This window comes from Escherichia sp. WS2035, assembly GCF_046487065.1.
GTDB classification, from domain to species: Bacteria; Pseudomonadota; Gammaproteobacteria; order Enterobacterales; family Enterobacteriaceae; genus Escherichia; species Escherichia coli.
On sequence record NZ_JBJQKD010000007.1, the window covers coordinates 97,921 to 113,295 of the forward strand.

Genomic DNA, 15,375 nt, shown 5'->3' on the forward strand with positions numbered 1-15,375 from the left:
GATGAGTAAATTCCTGGACCGGTTTCGCTACTTCAAACAGAAGGGTGAAACCTTTGCCGATGGGCATGGCCAGCTTCTCAATACCAACCGTGACTGGGAGGATGGATATCGCCAGCGTTGGCAGCATGACAAAATCGTCCGCTCTACCCACGGGGTAAACTGCACCGGCTCCTGCAGCTGGAAAATCTACGTCAAAAACGGTCTGGTCACCTGGGAAACCCAGCAGACTGACTATCCGCGTACTCGCCCGGACCTGCCAAACCATGAACCTCGCGGCTGCCCGCGCGGTGCCAGCTACTCCTGGTATCTTTACAGCGCTAACCGCCTGAAATACCCGATGATGCGCAAACGCCTGATGAAAATGTGGCGTGAAGCGAAGGCGCTGCATAGCGATCCGGTTGAGGCATGGGCTTCTATCATTGAAGACGCCGATAAAGCGAAAAGCTTTAAGCAGGCGCGTGGACGCGGTGGTTTTGTTCGTTCTTCCTGGCAGGAAGTGAACGAACTGATCGCCGCATCTAACGTTTACACCATCAAAAATTACGGCCCGGACCGTGTCGCTGGCTTCTCGCCAATTCCGGCAATGTCGATGGTTTCTTACGCATCGGGTGCGCGCTATCTCTCGCTGATTGGCGGTACTTGCTTAAGCTTCTACGACTGGTACTGCGACCTGCCTCCTGCGTCTCCGCAAACCTGGGGTGAGCAAACTGACGTACCGGAATCTGCTGACTGGTACAACTCCAGCTACATCATCGCCTGGGGTTCAAACGTGCCGCAGACGCGTACCCCGGATGCTCACTTCTTTACTGAAGTGCGTTACAAAGGGACCAAAACTGTTGCCGTCACACCAGACTACGCTGAAATCGCCAAACTGTGCGATCTGTGGCTGGCACCGAAACAGGGCACCGATGCGGCAATGGCGCTGGCAATGGGTCACGTAATGCTGCGTGAATTCCACCTCGACAACCCAAGCCAGTATTTCACCGACTATGTGCGCCGCTACACCGACATGCCGATGCTGGTGATGCTGGAAGAGCGCGACGGTTACTACGCTGCGGGTCGTATGCTGCGCGCTGCTGATCTGGTGGATGCACTGGGCCAGGAAAACAATCCGGAATGGAAAACTGTCGCCTTTAATACCAATGGTGAAATGGTTGCGCCGAACGGTTCTATTGGCTTCCGCTGGGGCGAGAAGGGCAAATGGAATCTTGAGCAGCGCGACGGCAAAACTGGCGAAGAAACCGAGCTGCAACTGAGCCTGCTGGGTAGCCAGGATGAGATCGCTGAGGTGGGCTTCCCGTACTTTGGTGGCGATGGCACGGAACACTTCAACAAAGTGGAACTGGAAAACGTGCTGCTGCATAAGCTGCCGGTGAAACGCCTGCAACTGGCTGATGGCAGCACCGCCCTGGTGACCACCGTTTATGATCTGACGCTGGCAAACTACGGTCTGGAACGTGGCCTGAACGACGTTAACTGTGCAACCAGCTATGACGATGTGAAAGCTTACACCCCTGCCTGGGCAGAGCAGATTACCGGCGTTTCTCGCAGCCAGATTATTCGCATCGCCCGTGAATTTGCCGATAACGCTGATAAAACGCACGGTCGTTCGATGATTATCGTCGGCGCAGGGCTGAACCACTGGTATCACCTGGACATGAACTATCGTGGTCTGATCAACATGCTGATTTTCTGCGGTTGTGTCGGTCAGAGCGGGGGCGGCTGGGCGCACTATGTAGGTCAGGAAAAACTGCGTCCGCAAACCGGCTGGCAGCCGCTGGCGTTTGCCCTCGACTGGCAGCGTCCGGCGCGTCACATGAACAGTACCTCTTATTTCTATAACCACTCCAGCCAGTGGCGTTATGAAACCGTGACTGCGGAAGAACTGCTGTCGCCGATGGCGGATAAATCTCGCTATACCGGACACTTGATCGACTTTAACGTCCGTGCAGAACGCATGGGCTGGCTGCCGTCTGCGCCGCAGTTAGGCACTAACCCGCTGACTATCGCTCGCGAAGCAGAAAAAGCCGGGATGAATCCGGTGGACTATACGGTGAAATCCCTGAAAGAGGGTTCTATCCGTTTCGCTGCGGAACAGCCGGAAAACGGTAAAAACCACCCGCGTAACCTGTTCATCTGGCGTTCTAACCTGCTCGGTTCTTCCGGTAAAGGTCATGAGTTTATGCTCAAGTACCTGCTGGGGACGGAGCACGGTATCCAGGGCAAAGACCTGGGGCAGCAGGGCGGCGTGAAGCCGGAAGAAGTGGACTGGCAGGACAACGGTCTGGAAGGCAAGCTGGATCTGGTGGTGACGCTGGACTTCCGTCTGTCGAGCACCTGTCTCTATTCCGACATCATTTTGCCGACGGCGACCTGGTACGAAAAAGACGACATGAATACTTCGGATATGCATCCGTTTATTCACCCGCTGTCTGCGGCGGTCGATCCGGCCTGGGAAGCGAAAAGCGACTGGGAAATCTACAAAGCCATCGCGAAGAAATTCTCCGAAGTGTGCGTTGGTCATCTGGGTAAAGAAACTGACATCGTCACGCTGCCTATCCAGCACGACTCTGCCGCTGAACTGGCGCAACCGCTGGATGTGAAAGACTGGAAAAAAGGCGAATGCGACCTGATCCCAGGTAAAACCGCACCGCACATTATGGTCGTAGAGCGCGATTATCCGGCAACTTACGAACGCTTTACCTCTATCGGCCCGCTGATGGAGAAAATCGGTAACGGCGGTAAAGGGATTGCCTGGAACACCCAGAGCGAGATGGATCTGCTGCGTAAGCTCAACTACACAAAAGCGGAAGGTCCGGCAAAAGGTCAGCCGATGCTCAATACCGCAATTGATGCGGCAGAGATGATCCTGACGCTGGCACCGGAAACCAACGGTCAGGTAGCTGTAAAAGCCTGGGCTGCCCTGAGCGAGTTTACCGGCCGTGACCATACGCATCTGGCGCTGAATAAAGAAGACGAGAAGATTCGCTTCCGCGATATTCAGGCACAGCCGCGCAAAATCATCTCCAGCCCGACATGGTCTGGCCTTGAAGATGAACACGTTTCTTACAACGCCGGTTACACCAACGTTCACGAGCTGATCCCGTGGCGTACGCTCTCTGGCCGTCAGCAGCTGTATCAGGATCACCAATGGATGCGTGATTTCGGTGAAAGCCTGCTGGTTTATCGTCCGCCGATCGACACCCGTTCGGTGAAAGAAGTGATGGGCCAGAAATCCAATGGCAACCCGGAAAAAGCGCTCAACTTCCTGACGCCACACCAGAAGTGGGGTATCCACTCCACCTACAGCGACAACCTGTTGATGCTGACTTTAGGTCGCGGTGGTCCGGTGGTCTGGCTGAGTGAAGCCGATGCCAAAGAGCTGGGTATCGCCGATAACGACTGGATTGAAGTCTTCAACAGCAACGGTGCACTGACTGCCCGTGCGGTTGTCAGCCAGCGTGTTCCGGCAGGGATGACCATGATGTACCACGCGCAGGAACGTATCGTTAACCTGCCTGGTTCGGAAATTACCCAACAGCGTGGTGGTATCCATAACTCGGTCACCCGTATCACGCCGAAACCGACGCATATGATCGGCGGCTATGCCCATCTGGCATATGGCTTTAACTACTACGGCACCGTAGGTTCTAACCGCGATGAGTTTGTTGTAGTGCGTAAGATGAAGAACATTGACTGGTTAGATGGCGAAGGCAATGACCAGGTACAGGAGAGCGTAAAATGAAAATTCGTTCACAAGTCGGCATGGTGCTGAATCTCGATAAGTGCATCGGCTGCCACACCTGTTCAGTGACCTGTAAAAACGTCTGGACCAGCCGTGAAGGCGTGGAATACGCGTGGTTCAACAACGTGGAAACCAAGCCGGGCCAGGGCTTCCCGACTGACTGGGAAAACCAGGAAAAATACAAAGGCGGCTGGATCCGTAAAATCAACGGCAAACTGCAGCCGCGCATGGGTAACCGTGCCATGCTGCTGGGTAAAATCTTCGCTAACCCGCATCTGCCGGGGATCGACGATTATTACGAGCCGTTTGATTTTGATTATCAGAACCTGCATACCGCGCCGGAAGGCAGCAAATCACAGCCGATTGCCCGTCCGCGTTCGCTGATTACCGGCGAACGGATGGCGAAAATCGAAAAAGGGCCGAACTGGGAAGATGACCTGGGCGGTGAGTTTGACAAGCTGGCGAAAGACAAGAACTTCGACAACATCCAGAAGGCGATGTATAGCCAGTTCGAAAACACCTTCATGATGTATTTGCCGCGCCTGTGCGAACACTGTCTGAACCCGGCATGTGTGGCGACCTGCCCGAGCGGTGCGATTTACAAGCGTGAAGAAGACGGCATCGTCCTGATCGACCAGGATAAATGCCGTGGCTGGCGTATGTGCATCACCGGATGCCCGTACAAAAAAATCTACTTCAACTGGAAGAGCGGTAAGTCTGAGAAGTGCATCTTCTGCTATCCGCGTATTGAAGCCGGCCAGCCGACAATATGTTCAGAAACCTGTGTCGGTCGTATCCGTTATCTTGGCGTGCTGCTGTACGATGCCGACGCGATTGAACGTGCGGCAAGTACCGAGAACGAGAAAGATCTCTACCAGCGTCAGCTGGATGTGTTCCTCGATCCGAACGATCCGAAAGTCATCGAGCAGGCGATTAAAGACGGTATTCCGCTGAGCGTTATTGAGGCTGCGCAGCAGTCGCCAGTTTATAAAATGGCGATGGAATGGAAACTGGCGCTGCCGCTGCATCCGGAATATCGCACATTGCCGATGGTCTGGTACGTGCCGCCTCTGTCGCCGATTCAGTCTGCGGCAGACGCGGGTGAACTGGGCAGCAACGGCATTCTGCCAGACGTCGAAAGCCTGCGTATTCCGGTACAGTATCTGGCGAATCTGCTGACCGCCGGTGATACCAAACCGGTACTGCGCGCGCTGAAACGTATGCTGGCGATGCGTCATTACAAACGTGCTGAAACCGTTGACGGTAAAGTCGATACCCGTGCGCTGGAAGAGGTCGGTCTGACCGAAGCCCAGGCACAGGAGATGTATCGTTATCTGGCTATTGCCAACTACGAAGATCGCTTTGTGGTGCCGAGCAGTCATCGTGAACTGGCGCGGGAAGCCTTCCCGGAGAAAAATGGCTGCGGCTTTACCTTTGGTGATGGCTGCCACGGTTCAGATACCAAATTCAATCTGTTCAACAGCCGCCGTATCGATGCCATCGACGTAACCAGCAAAACGGAGCCGCACCCATGATCGAACTCGTGATTGTATCGCGTCTCCTTGAATATCCGGATGCTGCCTTATGGCAGCATCAACAAGAGATGTTTGAGGCGATTGCCGCGTCGAAAAATCTGCCAAAAGAGGATGCCCATGCGCTGGGCATTTTCCTGCGCGATTTAACGACGATGGATCCGCTCGATGCCCAGGCGCAGTACAGCGAACTGTTCGACCGTGGCCGCGCCACGTCACTGTTGCTATTTGAACATGTTCACGGTGAATCCCGTGACCGCGGCCAGGCGATGGTGGATCTGCTGGCGCAGTACGAGCAGCACGGCTTGCAGTTAAACAGCCGCGAATTGCCCGACCATCTGCCGCTGTATCTGGAGTACCTGGCGCAGCTGCCGCAAAGCGAAGCCGTGGAGGGTTTGAAAGATATTGCGCCGATTCTGGCATTGCTGAGTGCGCGTCTGCAACAGCGTGAAAGCCGTTATGCCGTGCTGTTTGATCTGCTGCTGAAACTGGCGAATACCGCAATCGACAGCGACAAAGTGGCGGAAAAAATTGCCGACGAAGCGCGCGACGATACGCCGCAGGCGCTGGATGCAGTCTGGGAAGAAGAGCAGGTTAAATTCTTTGCTGACAAAGGCTGCGGTGATTCAGCAATCACTGCTCATCAGCGTCGCTTTGCCGGTGCCGTCGCGCCGCAATATCTGAATATCACCACCGGAGGACAGCACTAATGCAATTCCTGAATATGTTCTTCTTTGATATCTACCCGTACATAGCCGGGGCGGTCTTCCTGATTGGTAGCTGGCTGCGTTATGACTACGGGCAGTATACCTGGCGCGCGGCGTCCAGCCAGATGCTGGATCGCAAAGGGATGAATCTGGCGTCGAACCTGTTCCATATCGGTATTCTGGGGATTTTTGTCGGTCACTTCTTCGGTATGCTGACGCCGCACTGGATGTATGAAGCCTGGCTGCCGATTGAAGTGAAGCAGAAAATGGCGATGTTTGCTGGTGGTGCCAGCGGCGTACTGTGTCTGATTGGCGGCGTGCTGTTGTTGAAACGCCGTCTGTTCAGCCCACGCGTGCGTGCAACGACTACCGGAGCGGATATCCTGATCCTGTCGCTGCTCGTTATCCAGTGCGCGCTGGGCCTGCTGACCATTCCGTTCTCTGCTCAGCATATGGACGGTAGCGAGATGATGAAACTGGTTGGCTGGGCGCAGTCGGTAGTGACCTTCCACGGTGGCGCTTCTCAACATCTTGATGGCGTGGCGTTTATCTTCCGTCTGCACCTGGTGTTGGGGATGACGTTATTCCTGCTGTTCCCGTTCTCGCGTCTGGTACACATCTGGAGTGTCCCGGTGGAGTATCTGACGCGTAAGTATCAGCTGGTGCGCGCTCGTCACTAATTATCTAAACCAAACATTATCTAAACCAAACATTATCTAAACCAAACATTATCTAAACCAAACATCGGCGGTTACACACTGCCGATTTTTCGGATTGTAGGGAAACGTACTTCATCTATATGATTGGTCCACCTATGGAGCAGTGAAGGAGCACTGACCGTGGCTCGACCTAATCAACCGACGATCTCCGCGGCGTTAAAAATAATCGCCACGGGGATCGCCTTACCCCCTGATCAAATCACTTCTAAACAACTGGATGTTCAGTTAAATAAGCCAGTTGGCTATGTTGAGCGACGTTCCGGTATTTGCTGGCGCTATTTTGCCCGCAACGACGCCAGCCAGGCCGAACTGGCGGCAGAGGCTTTACATAATGCGTTAGTAGCGGCAGCCTTAAATCCTTCTGATATTGATCTGCTAATTTGTGCATCGGCCATTGCCGTACAGGCATTACCCTGTAGCGCAATTCATATTCTTAAAGCCGCAGCCATGCCCGTAGGCGTTGCCGGGTTTGATATCAACAGTAGCTGTGTGAGCTTTATTTCCGCTCTTGAAGTCGCTGCCGGATTATTAAACTGTGGAGCATATCGACGCATTGCCATCGTTTCGGCAGATATTGCTTCACGCGGTATCGACTGGGATCATGAAGAGTCTTCATTAATTTTTGGTGATGGCGCGGCGTGCGCGATTGTTGAGCGGGGCGATGGGCGCAGCGGGATTATCGCTAGCCTGATCGAAATGTATCCCGAAGGCAGCGAACTGTGTGAAATTCGTGCTGGCGGTACGCGGCGTAATCCTCGCTCTGGTGTGAGTGATAGCGACTTTCTTTTTCATATGCAGGGGAAACCGCTGTTTCGTTTTGCTTCTTCGCTTATTGAAGATTATTTTTCTCGGTTGCTGCAAAAAAGCAGCCTGCAACTGTCTGATATCGGCACGGTCGTTCCGCATCAGGCCAGTCATCTTTCCCTTGAACATATGCGTAAACGGCTGCGAGTGCCGGAATCTGCGCTCATCGATGTGTATCGTTTTTACGGCAATCAGGTCGCGGCCTCTATCCCCACGGCGCTGCATGAAGCAGTGATTAGCGGTCGTTTCACAGCGGATAAACCTGTAATGTTGATTGGCACGGCAGCGGGACTAACGCTGGCTGGCATGGTGCTTTTACCGTGAAGATCCTCGTAACAGGGGCGACCAGCGGCCTTGGGCGAAATGCCGTGCAATATTTGTTGCAATCGGGTGAGTCGGTTGTGGCAACAGGGCGAAATTGTGAGGTTGGCAGAAGCCTGACAAACGCAGGCGCACAGTTTGTGGCTCTCGATTTAACCGAGGCAACCGAGGATGACTGCGCCCGCCTGATGGACGGCTGCGATGCCGTCTGGCACTGTGCGGCAAAGTCCTCGCCCTGGGGCGACAAAACGGCGTTCTGGCTTGCCAATGTCAAAGTGACCCACACTCTGGCACAGGCGGCAGGCAGGCTGAATATTCCCCGGTTTATCCATATCTCCACGCCTGCGGTTTACTTTGATTTTCAACATCACTATGACCTGCCAGAAACTTATCTTGCGCGAGCATTCTCCAGCCATTATGCCAGCAGTAAATATGCCGCTGAGCAGGTTATTGCTGGCGCTGTTTCTCGATATTCTGCCACGAGATTTATTCTTTTGCGTCCCCGTGGTTTGTTTGGCCCCCATGACCAGGTAATTGTTCCTCGTCTGATGCAGCAATTGCAACAGGGCGGCGGTTGCTTACGTTTGCCGCGCGGGGGCGACGCGTTATTGGATCTCACGTTCGTGCAAAACGTGGTGTATGCCATGCGGCTGGCAACGAACGTTGAAGGCTTACGCTCGGGCAGTATTTACAACATCAGCAATCACCAGCCGCAGCAGCTATCGGTGATGCTTGACGCCTTGCTGCACCAGCAACTGGGCTTGAGTTACCGCATTGCTGCTGTTCCCTGGTCGCTGCTTTCTCTGATCGCGCGTGGCCTGGAACTGTATGGGAAGTGCGTTAATCAGGAACCTGTTATCACACGATACAGCGCCGGAACACTCTGTTTCGATATGACGCTGAGTGCGCAAAAGGCCATTACAGAGCTGGGATATCGCCCACGCTTTTCGATGGAACAAGGTATTGCAATCACGGGACAATGGCTGAGGGAACATGGCAAAAATAACCGCATTTGAAACGGGCTGGTGTACCCATATTAGCTGTATTGCGCTGAAAGGGGCAGGGCTGAAAGTGTGCAAATTCCCCGCCCGCGCCTGGCTGCTGGAGGTGGGCGACAAACGGTGGCTGTGGGACACAGGCTATTCATCGTGGTTCGAACACTACACGCAATCTGGTGTGTTTCGTCTTTATCGCCAGGTCACGCCGGTTTATTTCGATCCGCAACAGGCGCTGGTGCGACAACTTTCTGCCACCGGCCTCGCAGCGAAAGATGTTGATGCGATTATTCTGTCGCATTTTCACGCTGATCATATTGCTGGCCTGCGTGATTTCCCTGATGTTTCCTGCATCTGTTCTGGTGAAGGCTGGCGGCAAGTAAGAACTCTGCGTGGTGTCACTGCGCTGCGCCAGGCCTTTGTGCCAGGGCTAATCCCGGAGAATTTTGACTCCTCACTGCGCTTTATTGAAAGTTTCGCATCGGTGAATTTGCCCGCGCAACTGGCACCGTTTGAGTGCGGCTATTTGCTGCCAGAAAGCAATGGCGAAATTATTCTCGTGCCGCTTCCAGGACATGCTGCCGGACATATTGGCGCGTTTGTGTTAACCGACAACGGCTGGACTTTACTGGCTGGCGATGCGGCATGGGCGCCAGCTAACTACCGGGAGCTGCGAGGGCCTTCACCACTGGCGCATCTGGTTATGTCCGACAGCCACGCCTACTACCACACGCTTGGGCAACTCCATCAGCTTTGGCAAAACGGTGTGGTGGAGATTCGTTTGTGCCATGAGGGGGATTTATGATCCCGTTGATGTTGATCTGGCGCTACTTCCGTACCCGCAGGCTGCATTTCACCGATCGCGAGGCACTGGAAAACTGGCAGGCAAAAAGGCTGCATCAGTTCCGGCAAAATGTCTTATCTCATAGCCCGTGGTTTCAGCGTTATCTGACGTTGCCCTTTAATCAGTGGCCAATGATGGATAAAGCGTTAATGATGACGCACTTCGATGAGATGAATACCGCAGGTTTAAAGCGCGACGAACTTCTCGATTGTGCAATGCGCAGTGAGCAGAGTCGTGATTTCAAACCCTGCGTTGGTAAGTTCAGCGTTGGGCTTTCATCAGGTACATCCGGGCGTCGTGGACTTTTTGTTGTTAGCCCGCACGAGCAACAGATGTGGGCCGCCGGTGTGCTGGCAAAAGTGTTGCCCGATGATTTATTTGCCAAAGAGCGGGTGGCGCTGTTTCTGCGCGCGGACAACAACCTGTATCAAAGCGTGAATAATCGCTGGTTAAGTCTCGATTTTTACGATCTGCTAGCGCCATTTCAGGCGCAACTCAAACTTCTCCAACAGCGAGCGCCCACGATTATTGTCGCGCCAGCTCAGGTATTACGCGCACTGGCGCTGGAGGTGATGGCCGGCGAATTGACGCTAAAGGTCAAAAAAGTGATTTCGGTGGCGGAAGTTCTGGAGCCGCAGGATCGGGAATTACTGCGCAACGTGTTCCACAATGTGGGGGAAATTTATCAGGCGACAGAAGGCTTTCTCGCTTCCACCTGCCGGTGTGGAACGTTACATCTCAACGAAGAGTTTGTTCACATTGAACCGCAATGGCTGGATGAGCACCGTTTCGTGCCGATCGTCACAGACTTTACCCGCACCACACAGCCGATAGTGCGTTATCGACTGGATGATGTGCTGGTGGCAAGCGAACAGCCATGCCCCTGTGGCAGTGCAACAATGGCGATTGCGCGTATCGAAGGGCGGCAGGATGACCAACTGCAACTACCAACAAGATCCGGCGATATTCAGACCGTTTTTGCCGATGCCTGTAGTCGTGTGCTGGCAATGACACTGCCGCTAACAGTCGATTATCGCCTGCTACAAACCGGGTCAGCACAATTGACGTTAATCGCCGATTGCGAGCTGTGGATGCTGGAGCATTGCCGGGAGGCGTTGAATGCCTTGTTTATACGCCAGGATATCGCTGTCGGGCAATTAATTTGGTCGCTGGAACTGCAAACTGTGCCAGTCTCTTTTACAGCCAAGCGGCGGCGCATTGTGCGTCAGTGGGGGCGGGAATGAGCAATTCACTGCTACGCCTGAAACAGATGCTGCTGGGCTGGGGAACTGTTGGGGTTATCTACAACTTTAGCGACTACCTGCAAGGTGAGGGATATCAATTAACACCGTCAATAATTGATAATTTGATTGCGTTTTCCCCCTCCGCTGTGTGGCTGTATCTCTCGTTTTTTTTCATTGTGCCGTTAGGTTATTTATCCACGCCACTTTGCCACCTGCGCTGGCTGGCCCGTTCAATGCAAATTTCCGCACTGGTGGCTGGCGTATTTTATCTTCTCTGGCCCACAACCATGCATTATCCCTCGTTTGATCAGATGGGGATATCCGCGGGCGCACTCAACAGGCTGATCGCCATTGACTCAAGCCAGAACTGTTTTCCCTCCTTACACGCCGCGCTAACGCTGTTGGCGGTATGGGCGATTGCTAAAAAGGGGAACCGTTGGCTGACGCTAATGAGCGTGGTCTGGGCGATAGCAATCGCCTTTTCGATTCTGCAATTACGCAGACATTTATTTATCGATTTAGTAGGCGGCGCGTTGCTGGCGTCGATTTGCGGTTGGATATGCGCAACATGCGAGAAAAGGAAGACACAATATGAGTGATTTATTATTCCCCATCATATCGATGGTGCTGTTGGTGTTAGCCGAAGCGGGCGTGTTGCAATTCACCGGGCGGCAAAAAGTGGACTGGCTGGACGTTATTTTTAATATCAACTCCGGTCATATGATGCTGTGGTTATTTCGCTGCCTGGAAGTGCTCTGCTATGGCCTGGTGGTCAATCACTTCAGCCTTGGACTGTTTGATAATGTGCCGGTGATCCTGCTGTGGTTGTTTACTATCCTGGCGTGGGATTTCGGCTTTTACTGGCTACATCGCTGGCATCACGAAATGCGCCCGCTGTGGGCGGTACATGTGGTGCATCATCAGGGGGAACACTACAACCTGTCATTAGGCGTGCGGAACTCGTGGTACTCCTCGTTAACCTCAATCCCGTTTTTTATGCTGCTGGCGATGCTTGGTGTGCCGTTACAGGTCTTTTTGGCGGTTTCTATTATTCACTATAGTTGGCAATTTTTTAACCATAACGCACTAACGCCGAAACTGGGCTGGCTGGAAAAAGTGCTGATCACGCCTTCGCATCATCGCGTCCATCATCTGAATCAAAAGCAATATGCCGATACCAATTACGGTGGCACCTTTTTGTTGTGGGATAAACTTTTCGGTTCGTATAGTGCCGGGCCGGAATACGACGTAGGCTACGGCGTAAAAAATAGTCGCTTGTCCTGTAACCCGATGCGCGAGAGTAATCTGCCATTTTTACGCTTAATGGGCTTTTGCTCATTTGGCAAAGCGATTGAAGGTCGCTACCAGAGTTCTCCATGGGCGGTAGGGGCAGGGGTGATCCTGCTGTTTATGCTGGTGCTTGGCTACATTCAACAATATGGCTATGGCATTGAGTTTATTACCAGCGAGCAAGCCGTATTATTTGTTCTGCTGGCGGCAGGCTCCGTTGCGCTGGGGGGCATGAGCGACGGGCAGCATTGGGGGATGATTTTGTGGTGCTCTGTGACGTTGTCACTGCTCTATTTTATTGTCTATATGTGTTCATGGAGTACTCTGCTCTGGAAGGGATTAGTGGGTATTCTGCTGGCCCATTGCCTGTTATTTGTAATCGGCGTAGGACGTAAATCGCTAAGGAAACAGTATGAACCTGTTTAATCCCGACAGGTTAATCACTTTTCCTGCCGATGATCCACAACTGGTGAAACAACTGCAAAGCGGTACGAAAGTTTATCTGGCGAAATCAGGCGATCATCGGTATGCCGACGGATGGGCATTCGTCAAAATGGCGGTGTTGATTATTGCTTGTTTCTCCTGTTACTTACTGGCGTTATTTCAACGTCAATGGGGACTGTATCTGTTGTGGTATCTCGCGATGATGTTTTGCGCCATGTTGTTAGCGGTCAATGTGGTGCATGACGCTTCGCATGATGCGTTTTTGCGTGGTAAAAAGACCAATGCCCGGCTTAACCGGTGGGTTGCTTTTCCTATGGGGCTAGATCCGGACTGCTGGCGGGTGCGCCACGTTCGCTTTCATCACGGTTTTACCAATATTGAATTTTACGATCCAGATACAGCAGAAAATGGCATTCTTCGCCAGACGCCGTGGCAACGGTGGCGACCTTTTATGCGCCAGCAACATCGCTATTGGCCACTGGTCGCCGCGCTCACCTTTCCCTGGTATATCTGGGTAGTGGACTGGCTCGATCGCGCAGGGTTTACGCCGGTCACGCGACATCTGGCCCTGCGAGGCTTTGCTGGCTGGGGATATTTCTTAGCCGGGAAACTGGCGCATTGTGCGCTGTGTCTGATAATTCCCTGGCTTTTGTCTGATTTTAGTTTTATGACCATCCTGCTGACTTATCTGCTCAGCCAGCTGCTGGCGTCATTGATTTTTGTGACGTTGATTATTGGAACGCACTGGGCGAAGGGACATACGCAGTTACCACCAGAAGAGGGCAAAATGCCCGTGGGCAGACTGGCGCATACCTTTGCTACCACCTTTGATTGGACGCCGCAACCTGCATGGCTTGGCTACTGGCTGGGTGGGATTAATCTGCACCTTACCCATCATCTGTTTCCTCACTGGCATCATCGCCATTATTCGGCGCTAAGCCGCATTATTGCGCAAATTGCCAGCCAGCAAGGTCTGGATTATCAGTTGTTGACGTTAGCGGATTTGTTGAGGCTACAGCAGCAGTTTTTACGGCGAATGGGGGAGAAGCCGAAGGTTTGATAATGGAATCGAGTGATGGTGGTGGGGGAAGGATTCGAACCTTCGAAGTCGATGACGGCAGATTTACAGTCTGCTCCCTTTGGCCGCTCGGGAACCCCACCACGGGGTAATGCTTTTTACTGGCCTGCTCCCTTATCGGGAAGCGGGGCGCATCATATCAAATGACGCGCCGCTGTAAAGTGTTACGTTGAGAAAAATGAACTGGTTGCGTGATTTTCATCCGTAACGGATTAAAGCTAACCAGTTATTTTGGCTGACGATTAAAGAATAATCGTCCGATTACCGTAAACAAAGACGCGCTGCGCCAGTACTTTGTATAGCGCACGACTTAAGACGTTTTTCTCGACGTCACGACCTGCGCGCATCATATCTTCAGCTGTGTAGGTATGATCGACATGAATAACGTCCTGCATGATGATTGGACCTTCGTCCAGATTGTCATTCACATAGTGAGCGGTTGCGCCAATAATCTTCACGCCACGCTCATAGGCCTGGTGATAAGGACGTGCGCCGATAAACGCTGGCAGGAAGGAATGGTGAATATTGATGATCTTATTCGGGAAGCGAGCCACAAATTCCGGCGTTAATACCCGCATATACTTCGCCAGCACCACATAGTCAGGTTGATAAGCATCAATGGCATCCGCCATCTTTTGATCGTGCTCGTTGCGGCTTAACCCTTCATGGCTTACCAGCTCAAACGGAATATCAAAACGCTCAACCAGAGAACGTAAATTATCGTGGTTACCAATAACTGCCGCGATTTCGACATCCAGGCCGCCGTAATTGGCTTTCATCAGCAAATCGCCAAGGCAATGTGCTTCTTTAGTGACCAGAATCACTATCCGGCGACGACCGGCAGGATTCAGCTCACGCACGGAGCCTTCTGGCAATGCGCTATCGAGATCTGCCAGCAGGGTGGAATCATTAAAAATCCCTTCCAGTTCCGTGCGCATAAAAAAGCGCCCGGTACGATGATCTACAAATTCATTGTTCTGCACGATATTTAACTCGTGCTTGTAGCAAATATTGGTAATACGTGCGATCAGACCTTTTTGGTCCGGACAAATAGTACGCAGAACTTTACGTTGGAGTGAATGCATTGCTGGAAAAACCTTGTTGAGAGTGTTTGCTAAACCGTACCGTCAACCATTATTGGCCGCAGCACTTTTTAAATTTTTTACCTGAACCACAAGGGCAGGGATCGTTGCGGCCAAACTGCGGACGTGTACCGTCAATATAGTACCATTGACCGTTTTCTTTCAAAAATCGCGAACGTTCAATTATTGCACCTGTTTTGCCACCCTCGGTAAATCGAGCAACAAAACTGACAAATCCGATATCGCCGCCGTCCTGCCAGCAATGTTCAAATACGGTCAATCCCAACCATTCAGTATGCGCAAATCCGGCAATCAATTCGGCACGTAACGCCGCTGCTCCACAAGATGGATGCCAGGTCTTTATTAAATAATCTGCGTCTTGCATCACAAAAGCGCAGTAACGCGAACGCATGAGATGTTCTGGATCAGGTGCAACCTTTTCACCAGACACATAAGGGTGGCAACATAGGCTATACTCGACAGCACTACCACAGGGACAAAGCTGAGACACAAATAATCTCCCTGGAAACAATAACGGCGTATTAACCGCCTGAGTAGCACTATGTTAAC

General features: G+C 52.6%; 13 protein-coding genes and 1 tRNA gene. 11 read left to right on the forward strand and 3 right to left on the reverse strand.

Going from position 1 to position 15,375, the window contains the following annotated elements; all coding sequences use genetic code 11:
• The first annotated feature begins 1 nt into the window (after nucleotide 1).
• The 11 genes from ACJHX4_RS13480 to ACJHX4_RS13530 all read left to right on the forward strand — a co-directional run bounded on the left by ACJHX4_RS13480 (nucleotide 2) and on the right by ACJHX4_RS13530 (nucleotide 13,705).
• Nucleotides 2-3,745 carry a nitrate reductase subunit alpha gene (locus ACJHX4_RS13480; RefSeq protein WP_000032955.1) on the forward strand — a complete coding sequence of 1,248 codons (3,744 nt, stop codon included), beginning with the start codon at nucleotides 2-4 and terminating at the stop codon, nucleotides 3,743-3,745.
• Nucleotides 3,742-5,280, forward strand: coding sequence for a nitrate reductase subunit beta (gene narH / locus ACJHX4_RS13485; protein WP_000702647.1), 1,539 nt, complete (start codon nucleotides 3,742-3,744; stop codon nucleotides 5,278-5,280). Before ACJHX4_RS13480 ends, narH begins: the two co-directional genes overlap by 4 nt.
• Nucleotides 5,277-5,987: a nitrate reductase molybdenum cofactor assembly chaperone gene (gene narJ / locus ACJHX4_RS13490; RefSeq protein WP_000571681.1), complete on the forward strand. Its 711-nt coding sequence runs from the start codon at nucleotides 5,277-5,279 to the stop codon at nucleotides 5,985-5,987. Before narH ends, narJ begins: the two co-directional genes overlap by 4 nt.
• Nucleotides 5,987-6,664, forward strand: a complete 678-nt coding sequence (gene narI / locus ACJHX4_RS13495; RefSeq protein ID WP_001160110.1) for a respiratory nitrate reductase subunit gamma — start codon at nucleotides 5,987-5,989, stop codon at nucleotides 6,662-6,664. Before narJ ends, narI begins: the two co-directional genes overlap by 1 nt.
• 159 nt (nucleotides 6,665-6,823) lie before the next feature.
• Entirely contained in the window at nucleotides 6,824-7,831 is a 1,008-nt protein-coding gene (locus ACJHX4_RS13500) for a 3-oxoacyl-[acyl-carrier-protein] synthase III C-terminal domain-containing protein (RefSeq protein ID WP_001296007.1), read from the forward strand.
• Nucleotides 7,828-8,844: an NAD-dependent epimerase/dehydratase family protein gene (locus ACJHX4_RS13505; protein ID WP_001531634.1), complete on the forward strand. Its 1,017-nt coding sequence runs from the start codon at nucleotides 7,828-7,830 to the stop codon at nucleotides 8,842-8,844. The genes ACJHX4_RS13500 and ACJHX4_RS13505 overlap by 4 nt, the downstream gene beginning before the upstream one ends.
• Complete coding sequence (locus tag ACJHX4_RS13510; protein WP_001074140.1) at nucleotides 8,822-9,628, forward strand: MBL fold metallo-hydrolase; 807 nt, start codon at nucleotides 8,822-8,824, stop codon at nucleotides 9,626-9,628. Before ACJHX4_RS13505 ends, ACJHX4_RS13510 begins: the two co-directional genes overlap by 23 nt.
• On the forward strand, nucleotides 9,625-10,911 hold the full coding sequence (locus ACJHX4_RS13515; protein ID WP_000612537.1) for a F390 synthetase-related protein: 1,287 nt from the start codon (nucleotides 9,625-9,627) through the stop codon (nucleotides 10,909-10,911). The genes ACJHX4_RS13510 and ACJHX4_RS13515 overlap by 4 nt, the downstream gene beginning before the upstream one ends.
• Nucleotides 10,908-11,510 carry a phosphatase PAP2 family protein gene (locus tag ACJHX4_RS13520; RefSeq protein WP_001296008.1) on the forward strand — a complete coding sequence of 201 codons (603 nt, stop codon included), beginning with the start codon at nucleotides 10,908-10,910 and terminating at the stop codon, nucleotides 11,508-11,510. Before ACJHX4_RS13515 ends, ACJHX4_RS13520 begins: the two co-directional genes overlap by 4 nt.
• Nucleotides 11,503-12,627 carry a sterol desaturase family protein gene (locus ACJHX4_RS13525; protein WP_001281627.1) on the forward strand — a complete coding sequence of 375 codons (1,125 nt, stop codon included), beginning with the start codon at nucleotides 11,503-11,505 and terminating at the stop codon, nucleotides 12,625-12,627. Before ACJHX4_RS13520 ends, ACJHX4_RS13525 begins: the two co-directional genes overlap by 8 nt.
• Nucleotides 12,614-13,705 carry a fatty acid desaturase family protein gene (locus ACJHX4_RS13530; RefSeq protein ID WP_001048211.1) on the forward strand — a complete coding sequence of 364 codons (1,092 nt, stop codon included), beginning with the start codon at nucleotides 12,614-12,616 and terminating at the stop codon, nucleotides 13,703-13,705. Before ACJHX4_RS13525 ends, ACJHX4_RS13530 begins: the two co-directional genes overlap by 14 nt.
• Nucleotides 13,706-13,721: 16 nt before the next feature.
• Here ACJHX4_RS13530 and ACJHX4_RS13535 read toward each other — a convergent pair.
• The 3 genes from ACJHX4_RS13535 to ACJHX4_RS13545 all read right to left on the reverse strand — a co-directional run bounded on the left by ACJHX4_RS13535 (nucleotide 13,722) and on the right by ACJHX4_RS13545 (nucleotide 15,316).
• Nucleotides 13,722-13,806, reverse strand: a tRNA-Tyr gene (locus ACJHX4_RS13535).
• 159 nt (nucleotides 13,807-13,965) lie between these two features.
• Nucleotides 13,966-14,808: a formyltetrahydrofolate deformylase gene (gene purU, locus ACJHX4_RS13540; RefSeq protein WP_000555842.1), complete on the reverse strand. Its 843-nt coding sequence runs from the start codon at nucleotides 14,806-14,808 to the stop codon at nucleotides 13,966-13,968.
• A 49-nt stretch (nucleotides 14,809-14,857) separates the two neighbouring features.
• Nucleotides 14,858-15,316: a YchJ family protein gene (locus ACJHX4_RS13545; RefSeq protein WP_001311640.1), complete on the reverse strand. Its 459-nt coding sequence runs from the start codon at nucleotides 15,314-15,316 to the stop codon at nucleotides 14,858-14,860.
• Nucleotides 15,317-15,375: the final 59 nt, after the last annotated feature.

Coding starts and splice junctions, on each gene's coding strand:
- ACJHX4_RS13480 (WP_000032955.1), top strand. CDS start 2: ATGAGTAAATTCCTGGACCGGTTTCGCTACTTCAAACAGAAGGGTGAA.
- narH (WP_000702647.1), top strand. CDS start 3,742: ATGAAAATTCGTTCACAAGTCGGCATGGTGCTGAATCTCGATAAGTGC.
- narJ (WP_000571681.1), top strand. CDS start 5,277: ATGATCGAACTCGTGATTGTATCGCGTCTCCTTGAATATCCGGATGCT.
- narI (WP_001160110.1), top strand. CDS start 5,987: ATGCAATTCCTGAATATGTTCTTCTTTGATATCTACCCGTACATAGCC.
- ACJHX4_RS13510 (WP_001074140.1), top strand. CDS start 8,822: ATGGCAAAAATAACCGCATTTGAAACGGGCTGGTGTACCCATATTAGC.
- ACJHX4_RS13515 (WP_000612537.1), top strand. CDS start 9,625: ATGATCCCGTTGATGTTGATCTGGCGCTACTTCCGTACCCGCAGGCTG.
- ACJHX4_RS13520 (WP_001296008.1), top strand. CDS start 10,908: ATGAGCAATTCACTGCTACGCCTGAAACAGATGCTGCTGGGCTGGGGA.
- ACJHX4_RS13525 (WP_001281627.1), top strand. CDS start 11,503: ATGAGTGATTTATTATTCCCCATCATATCGATGGTGCTGTTGGTGTTA.
- ACJHX4_RS13530 (WP_001048211.1), top strand. CDS start 12,614: ATGAACCTGTTTAATCCCGACAGGTTAATCACTTTTCCTGCCGATGAT.
- purU (WP_000555842.1), bottom strand. CDS start 14,808: ATGCATTCACTCCAACGTAAAGTTCTGCGTACTATTTGTCCGGACCAA.